This window comes from Salinivibrio socompensis S35, assembly GCF_000513715.1.
Taxonomy (GTDB): domain Bacteria; phylum Pseudomonadota; class Gammaproteobacteria; order Enterobacterales; family Vibrionaceae; genus Salinivibrio; species Salinivibrio socompensis.
The window spans coordinates 21,651-28,486 of record NZ_AQOD01000010.1 but is presented as its reverse complement, the minus strand read 5'-3'; the positions used below and the strand labels follow the sequence as shown (position 1 = coordinate 28,486).

2 protein-coding genes, 6 tRNA genes and 4 pseudogenes are annotated in these 6,836 nt (G+C 50.7%); 1 reads left to right on the top strand and 11 read right to left on the bottom strand.

The window, feature by feature from the left end:
* Nucleotides 1-135, top strand: a pseudogene (locus tag DZ54_RS24620) (IS256 family transposase); the annotation flags it as partial.
* A 120-nt stretch (nucleotides 136-255) separates the two neighbouring features.
* Here DZ54_RS24620 and DZ54_RS0101550 read toward each other — a convergent pair.
* From DZ54_RS0101550 to atpA, 11 genes and pseudogenes are all read right to left on the bottom strand, one after another.
* Nucleotides 256-342 (bottom strand) — tRNA-Leu (locus tag DZ54_RS0101550).
* A 40-nt stretch (nucleotides 343-382) separates the two neighbouring features.
* Nucleotides 383-459: transfer RNA gene (locus DZ54_RS0101545), tRNA-Met, on the bottom strand.
* A gap of 9 nt (nucleotides 460-468) precedes the next feature.
* A tRNA-Gln gene (locus DZ54_RS0101540) sits at nucleotides 469-543 on the bottom strand.
* 39 nt (nucleotides 544-582) lie between these two features.
* Nucleotides 583-667: transfer RNA gene (locus DZ54_RS0101535), tRNA-Leu, on the bottom strand.
* Nucleotides 668-709: 42 nt separating this feature from the next.
* A tRNA-Arg gene (locus DZ54_RS0101530) sits at nucleotides 710-786 on the bottom strand.
* 2 nt (nucleotides 787-788) lie between these two features.
* Nucleotides 789-863: transfer RNA gene (locus DZ54_RS0101525), tRNA-Gln, on the bottom strand.
* Between the two features lie 117 nt (nucleotides 864-980).
* Nucleotides 981-2,338: pseudogene (gene glmU, locus DZ54_RS18050) on the bottom strand (bifunctional UDP-N-acetylglucosamine diphosphorylase/glucosamine-1-phosphate N-acetyltransferase GlmU).
* Between the two features lie 154 nt (nucleotides 2,339-2,492).
* Nucleotides 2,493-2,915 carry a F0F1 ATP synthase subunit epsilon gene (locus DZ54_RS0101515; protein ID WP_025672875.1) on the bottom strand — a complete coding sequence of 141 codons (423 nt, stop codon included), beginning with the start codon at nucleotides 2,913-2,915 and terminating at the stop codon, nucleotides 2,493-2,495.
* Between the two features lie 19 nt (nucleotides 2,916-2,934).
* Complete coding sequence (gene atpD / locus DZ54_RS0101510; RefSeq protein WP_025672874.1) at nucleotides 2,935-4,338, bottom strand: F0F1 ATP synthase subunit beta; 1,404 nt, start codon at nucleotides 4,336-4,338, stop codon at nucleotides 2,935-2,937.
* A 36-nt stretch (nucleotides 4,339-4,374) separates the two neighbouring features.
* Nucleotides 4,375-5,243, bottom strand: a pseudogene (gene atpG / locus DZ54_RS18045) (F0F1 ATP synthase subunit gamma).
* A 47-nt stretch (nucleotides 5,244-5,290) separates the two neighbouring features.
* Nucleotides 5,291-6,830: pseudogene (gene atpA, locus DZ54_RS18040) on the bottom strand (F0F1 ATP synthase subunit alpha).
* Nucleotides 6,831-6,836: the final 6 nt, after the last annotated feature.

The window sequence follows — 6,836 nt, the reverse complement described above, 5'->3', positions numbered from 1 at the left end:
TTGCTGAAATTATTGTATGCAGGGATACTAAAAGCGTCTGAGCGATGGACACATCCGGTGCAGAATTGGAACCTCACACTGTCGCAGTTGGCAATCCATTTTGAGGGTCGACTGGATGATCACATCGCGCTATGATTTTTAGCTGACACAGAATATTGAACACCCTCCAGAACCTAAATCTGGTGCGTCTACCAATTCCGCCACTTCCGCAAATTCTTATGATAGGACGGCGGGCGGGCCGAATATCAATTGTCTTGGTGCGGGGGGAGGGACTTGAACCCTCACGTCCTTTCGGACACTAGCACCTGAAGCTAGCGCGTCTACCAATTCCGCCACCGCCGCAAATCGGTGTGATTCACTGCGTTAGCAATAAATCGGATAATGGTGGCTACGACGGGATTCGAACCTGTGACCCCATCATTATGAGTGATGTGCTCTAACCAACTGAGCTACGTAGCCAACCTAAAGTGGCTGGGGTACCAGGATTCGAACCTGGGAATGACGAGATCAAAACCCGTTGCCTTACCGCTTGGCGATACCCCAATTTTCCATGCCGCTCAACAGCCACATGTCTTTAATAAATGGTGCGGAAGGAGAGACTTGAACTCTCACACCTTGCGGCGCCAGAACCTAAATCTGGTGCGTCTACCAATTCCGCCACTTCCGCTTTCCAAGTTGTTCATCTTACTTCATGGTAGTTGAAGAAAGATGGCGCGTCCGGGAGGATTCGAACCTCCGACCGCCTGGTTCGTAGCCAGGTACTCTATCCAGCTGAGCTACGGACGCGTTGGCTGGGGTACCAGGATTCGAACCTGGGAATGACGAGATCAAAACCCGTTGCCTTACCGCTTGGCGATACCCCAACTGAGGCGCGCATAATAGGCTGGTTTTTATCGGGAGTCAACACCTGATTTTACCAACCGCACAACTTTTGGCCTATCAAGCTAAAAGCCGCATGTGCGCGCTCAATAGTCAGTATTCTACTTTTTTTTCGGCCGTTGCCAAGCCTCAATTGTCCTTGGTTTCGCGCGAGTGATGACGAGTTGACCATCCGCGACGTCTTTACTGATAGTACTGCCTGCTCCGACAGTGACGCCTTCACCAATAACCACTGGGGCCACCAGCTGAGAATCCGAGCCAATAAAGGCATTATCTTTAATCACGGTTTTATATTTATTAGCACCGTCATAATTACAGGTGATCACCCCGGCACCGATATTCACGCCGCGCCCCACTTCGGTATCACCAAGATAGGTCAGGTGGTTGGCTTTCGAGCCTTCGCCCAAACGAGATTTTTTCATTTCCACAAAGTTACCCACATGCGCATCACGCGCCATTTCAGCGCCAGGACGCAAACGGGTGAATGGGCCGACGGTACAAGCTTCCCCGACACTGGCGCCTTCCACTACGCTATAGGGGCGAATCAAGGTATTGTCATCAATTTCGCAATCAATCAGCACACTGCCTGCACCAATGACCACGTTATCGCCCAAAGTGACAGTGCCTCGATGATGACATTGGCGTCAATGGTGACATCACGGCCACATTGCAACTGACCGCGTAAGTCAAAACGGGCCGGATCGGTGAGCATGACCCCGCTCAGCAACAGTTGCTCGGCCTGCATTTTTTGATATTCACGTTCAAGACGTGAGAGCTGTAGACGGTTATTCACGCCTTCGACTTCTACCGCATTCACAGGGTGAACCGCTTGAATAGCACGGCCTTGTTGATACGCCAGCGCAATCACGTCGGTGAGGTAAAACTCGCCTTGGGCATTATGGTTGTCTAGCTGCGATAACCAATGGCGAAGGTCGCATCCTGTTGCTACCAGCACACCGGTATTGATTTCGGTGATCGCAAGCTGACTATCAGTGGCATCTTTTTGCTCGACAATCGCCACCACGTCACCGTTTTCCCGCACAATACGGCCATAACCGGTTGGATCGTTCTGATGCACGGTTAACAATCCAATCCCGCCCTCAGGCTGACCCTCTAACAAACGCGTTAAGGTTTGCTCTGAAATTAACGGCACATCGCCATAGAGCACCAAGACTTGCTCATTATCCGCAAAATATGGCGCGGCTTGTCGCACCGCATGGCCGGTCCCGAGTTGTTCAGCTTGCAAGCACCAGTTTACCGGAGAGTGAGCTAAAACGCGCTGCATGGTGTCGCCACCATGGCCATAAACCAAATGGATTTGTGAGGCACCGAGGCCGTGACACGTATCAATCACGTGTTCAACCATTGGCTTACCGGCCAATGTATGAAGCACTTTAGGAGTTTGAGAATACATGCGCGTGCCCTTACCGGCCGCGAGAATAACCGCACTGTATTGCATAGTCTTTCCGTGATGAGGGTTGGTTTGAATAAATAATGAGACTCAGTGTAACGCTTTTTGGTGGCAAGACGCACCTAGGAGATATCACGTCGCGCGACACATAAAAAAAGCGAACGCCGAAGCGTCGCTTGTCTTTTTACCGTTAAGTGACTGATTAACGTCTGTGTTTGGTCAGCTCGATCACTCGAAGCTTCGCAACCGCTTTAGCCAGGTCACTGGCCGCTTGAGCAAAGTCGACGTCTTTATGCTGATTGTGGATTTTATCCTCAGCGCGACGCTTCGCTTCTTCTGCCTTGGCTTGGTCTAGCTCTTCACCACGAATTGCCGTGTCAGCCAGTACAGTGACTGTACTAGGTTGCACTTCAAGCGTGCCGCCAGAAAGATAAATAATCTCTTCGCTACCGCCTTGCTTGACGATACGCACCATGCCCGGCGTGATAGCGGTCAGCAGCGGTGTGTGTCCTGCGTGAATACCCAGTTCACCTTCGCTACCGGTCACCTGAATATGTTCAGCACGGCCAGAGAACAATTGTCGCTCTGCACTGACCACATCCAGATGGAAGGTTATCGCTGCCATATCGCCTCCTACTCAAGCTTTACAGGTTTTTCGCTTTTTCGAGTACTTCGTCGATGCTACCGCAGTACAGGAATGCCTGCTCTGGGATATCATCGTACTCGCCACTTAGCAGGCCTTTGAAGCTTGCAATCGTGTCTTTCAGCGAAACATAAACACCTGGTTGGCCGGTGAAGACTTCGGCAACGTGGTAAGGCTGAGTCAAGAAACGCTCAATCTTACGTGCACGCGCAACCGTCAGTTTATCTTCTTCAGACAGCTCATCCATACCCAGAATAGCGATAATGTCTTTCAGCTCTTTATAGCGCTGAAGGACAGTCTGTACGCCACGCGCGATATCGTAGTGGTCTTGACCAACCACCAATGGGTCCAACATACGTGATGTTGAATCCAATGGGTCGATCGCTGGGTACATACCCATAGACGCGATGTTACGTGACAATACAACCGTTGCATCCAAGTGGGCAAAGGTGGTCGCCGGTGACGGGTCAGTCAAGTCATCCGCAGGTACGTAAACCGCCTGTACGGAGGTAATCGAACCAGTACGGGTTGACGTAATGCGCTCTTGCAATACACCCATTTCTTCAGCCAGCGTTGGCTGATAACCTACCGCTGATGGCATACGACCCAACAGGGCAGATACCTCGGTACCCGCAAGGGTATAGCGATAGATATTATCGATAAACAACAGGACGTCACGGCCATCATCACGGAATTTTTCCGCCATGGTTAGACCGGTCAGTGCCACACGCAGGCGGTTACCTGGTGGCTCGTTCATCTGACCATACACCATGGCCACTTTTGACTCTTCCGGCTTCTCGATGTTGACAACACCGGCTTCCTGCATTTCGAAGTAGAAGTCGTTACCCTCACGAGTACGCTCACCAACACCTGCGAAAACAGATAGACCTGAGTGTTGTAATGCGATGTTGTTGATAAGCTCCATCATGTTGACGGTTTTACCTACACCCGCACCACCGAACAGACCGATTTTACCGCCTTTCGCAAACGGGCAGATAAGGTCGATAACCTTAACACCGGTTTCCAAAAGCTCAGTAGAGTTCGATTGTTCTTCGTAGCTTGGCGCTTCACGGTGAATCGAGTAACGCTCTTTCTCACCGAGATCGCCACGCTCATCAATGGCATCACCCAGAACGTTGACGATACGTCCCAAGGTTGCTTCACCCACAGGGACTTGGATTGCTGCCCCTGAGTTTTCTACTTCGATTCCACGACGTAGACCATCAGATGAGCCCATAGCGATAGCACGAATTACGCCACCACCTAGCTGCTGCTGAACTTCCAGCACCAGACGCTCGCCTTCACGTTTCACATTCAACGCATCATATACCTTCGGCACTGCGTCTTGTGGAAACTCTACGTCGACTACCGCACCGATGATCTGAACGATCTTACCTGTAGCCATCGTTATTCCTCTAAACTAGTTCGTTAACCCTTGCCTTTACACCGCACTTGCGCCAGAAACAATCTCTGACAACTCTTGGGTGATCGCAGCCTGACGGGCTTTGTTATACACCAACTGCAGATCATCAATCAGATCGCCTGCATTGTCGGTCGCAGCTTTCATCGCCACCATACGCGCCGCTTGCTCACTGGCGAGGTTCTCCACCACACCTTGATACACTTGTGACTCGGCATAGCGAACCAATAAGGTATCGAGCAAGGGTTTGGGCTCAGGCTCATAGATATAATCCCAAGCGTGGCTACTCTGCATATCCTCGTCGTCTGACTTTGGCAAAGGCAGCAATTGATCGATCACTGGGGTCTGCACCATGGTGTTCTCAAATTTATTGAAAACAACATATAAGCGGTCCAGCTCACCTTCATTATATTTTTTCAGCATCACCCCGACCGTACCGATCAGGTCTTCCAGTACTGGGGTAGTCCCCCAAACCGGAGGTCCTGTGCGACTACATTTCCGCCGTGATTGTTAAAGAAAGCGGTCGCTTTTGCCCCAACCAATGCCATATCGATCTCGGCACCTTTTTGGCTCCAGCTTTCCATATCTTTGGTGACACTTTTGAACAAATTAATGTTCAGGCCACCACACAATCCGCGGTCAGTAGAAATGATGATGTAACCAACGCGCTTGGCTTCCCGCTCTTCCAAGTAAGGATGACGGTACTCCAAGTTACCCAGTGCAAGATGACCGATCACTTTGCGCATAGTGACAGCATATGGACGTGACGACTCCATGGCTTCTTGCGTTTTACGCATTTTGGAGGCTGCCACCATTTCCATCGCTTTAGTGATCTTCTGTGTGTTTTTCACACTTCCGATCTTAGTACGAATCTCTTTTGCGCCGGCCATAGTTACTCTCCGTTAGTGGGTGACCACCTAAGTGGTCACCTACAATGTTACCAAGTCTGGGTCGCTTTGAAGTCGTCCAGCAGCTTTCTCAACTGTGCTTCAACGTCATCGTTGTAGGCACCAGACTCATCAATCTGAGCAGCCAGGTCGGCATACTGCGCCTTCGCAAAGGCGAGTAGAGAACGCTCAAAGTCACCGATCTTGTTCAGTTCGACGTCTTCCAAGTAGCCTTTTTCAGCCGCAAAGATAACCATTGCCTGCTCAAAGACAGACATTGGCGCATATTGCATCTGCTTCATCAGCTCGGTCACTTTCTGACCGTGATCCAATTGCTTCTTGGTGGCGTCATCCAAATCCGATGAGAACTGGGCAAAGGCAGCAAGCTCACGATATTGTGCCAAGCTGTACGAATACCGCCTGACAGTTTTTTCATGATCTTGGTTTGCGCAGAACCACCCACACGAGAGACCGAGATCCCTGGGTCAACCGCTGGACGAATACCGGCGTTGAATAGCTCGGTTTGCAGGAAGATCTGACCGTCTGTGATCGAGATAACGTTAGTCGGTACGAATGCAGACACGTCACCGGCTTGGGTTTCGATAATAGGCAGGGCGGTTAATGAACCGGTTTTGCCTTTCACTTCACCATTAGTAAACTCTTCAACATAGTGTGCATTCACTCGTGCAGCACGCTCAAGAAGACGAGAGTGCAAGTAGAAAACATCACCTGGGAAGCTTCACGGCCTGGTGGACGACGCAGTAGCAATGAAATCTGACGATAAGCAACCGCTTGTTTCGACAAGTCATCATAGACAATCAGTGCATCTTCACCGCGGTCACGGAAGTACTCACCCATCGCACAACCTGCATAAGGTGCCAGGTATTGCAGGGCAGCCGCTTCAGAGGCTGATGCCACGACGACAATGGTGTTTTTCAGTGCATCATGCTCTTCTAGCTTACGAACCACGTTCGCAATGGTCGATGCTTTCTGACCGATCGCGACGTAGATAGCGTAGATACCAGAGTTTTTCTGGTTAATGATCGCATCGATCGCCAACGCGGTTTTACCGGTTTGACGGTCACCGATGATCAGCTCACGCTGGCCACGACCGATAGGGATCATCGAGTCAACCGCTTTATAGCCGGTCTGAACAGGCTGATCGACCGATTGACGAGCGATAACACCTGGTGCAATCACTTCGACAGGCGAAGTGGTTTCTGTTTCGATTGGCCCTTTACCGTCGATGGGCTCACCCAAGGTGTTCACCACACGACCTAAAAGCTCAGGTCCTGTTGGCACTTCAAGAATACGGCCAGTACCGGTCACTTTCATGCCTTCTTGCAGGTCCGAATACGGACCCATGACAACCGCGCCCACTGAGTCACGCTCAAGGTTCAATGCTAGTGCATAGCGGTTACCAGGCAGTTCAATCATTTCCCCTTGCATCGCATCTGCAAGGCCATGGATACGAATGATACCGTCGCTGACTGACACGATGGTACCTTCGTTACGCGCTTCACTCACAACGTCAAATTTTTCAATGCGTTGTTTGATCAGATCGCTAATTTCCGTGGAATTAAGTTGCATGCTCCA